This window comes from Rhizobacter sp. P2_H2 (genome assembly GCF_056403375.1).
This window is the reverse complement of record NZ_JBFUFP010001282.1, coordinates 1-1,381: the sequence shown is the minus strand read 5'-3', so window position 1 is coordinate 1,381 and position 1,381 is coordinate 1. Positions and strand designations below refer to the sequence as shown.

The window sequence follows — 1,381 nt, the reverse complement described above, 5'->3', positions numbered from 1 at the left end:
GCTGGGTCGCCGGCAGCGGCTTCGAGGGCCGGCCGCGGCTGCTGGCCGAAGCGGCGCAGCTGCTGCCGCTGGTCGGCACGCCGGTGTCGGCGGTGTGCCGCGTGCGCGACCCGGCACTCTTCTTCGGCTTCCTCGCGTCGCATGGCATCCACCACCCACCGGTGCGGCTGGGCGCCTTGTCGCGCACGCTGCCGGACGACGGCTCGCACTGGCTGACCAAGGACGCGCTGGGCAGCGGCGGCTGGCAGGTGAGCTGCGCCACGCCGCAGCGGGTGGCCGAGATGCCGGCGCAGCACTACCTGCAGCAGGAGGCGCCCGGCGTGCCGATGTCGGCCACCTTCATCGGCAATGGCCGCCGCGCGGCGCTGCTCGGCTTCAACGAGATCACGGTGCGCCGCTTCGRCACGCGGCCGTTCGTGTTCTGCGGCGTGGTCGGGCCGGTGCCGCTCGAAGGCCGCGCCGCAGCGCAGGCACGCGCCGCCGTCGACGCGCTGACCGCCGGCTTCGAACTGCGCGGCCTGTGCAGCCTCGATTTCATGCGCGACGGCGACGAGATCGCGGTGCTCGAGGTCAACCCGCGCCCGCCGGCCAGCATGGCCTTGTACGGCGACGGCGTGATGGCGGCCCATGTGCAGGCCTGCCTGCACGGCGTGCTGCCGGCACCGCGCACCGGCCGGGATCCCATCAACGGCACCGAGATCGTGTTCGCACGCCACGGCGGGCGGGTCGACGAGGCGCTGGCGCAGCGGCTCGCTGCCTGGCCCGGGGCGCACGACCTGCCGTGCGCCGGCACGCGCGTCGCGGCCGGCGACCCTTTGTGCAGCCTGAGCACATGCAGCCTGAGCGCGAGCGGCGACGATCCCGAGGCGGTGAGAGACAGGCTGCACCGCGCCCGCGAGGCCTTGCTGGACACCCTGGAGACAGCACCATGAGCGACACGATCCTGAGCGTCAACGCGCGGGCGCGCCCGCTGGTCGAGCGCCTGCTCGCCGACGCCGATGCCCTGCAGGTCACGGTGCGCCGCGACGACCGCGGCGTGTGCATCGTCGATGCCGGCATCGAGGCGCGCGGCAGCATCGCCGCCGGCCTGCTGATCGGCGAGATCTGCATGGGCGGGCTGGGCCAGGTCGGCCTGCGTGCCGGCGCGCAGCACGGCTGGCCCACCTGGATCGAGGTGCGCAGCTCGCAGCCGGTGCTGGCCTGCCTGGGCAGCCAGTACGCCGGCTGGAGCCTCGCGGCCACGAAGGAGGAAACCGGCGGCAAGAAGTTCTTCTCGCTCGGCTCGGGCCCGGCGCGCGCGCTGGCCGGCAAGGAAGCCCTCTACCAGGAACTCGGCTACCGCGACCGCGCCGACTGCGGCGTGCTGGTGATGGAGGTCGAC

General features: G+C 74.1%; 2 protein-coding genes. Both read left to right on the top strand.

Annotated elements, in window-relative coordinates; all coding sequences use genetic code 11:
• A partial coding sequence (locus tag AC1D15_RS32360) for an ATP-grasp domain-containing protein (RefSeq protein ID WP_477829284.1) occupies positions 1-932 on the top strand: 932 nt, incomplete at its 5' end.
• Positions 929-1,381, top strand: a 453-nt coding sequence (locus AC1D15_RS32355) for a methenyltetrahydromethanopterin cyclohydrolase (RefSeq protein ID WP_477829283.1), incomplete at its 3' end; no start/stop codon positions are given. The genes AC1D15_RS32360 and AC1D15_RS32355, both read left to right, overlap by 4 nt.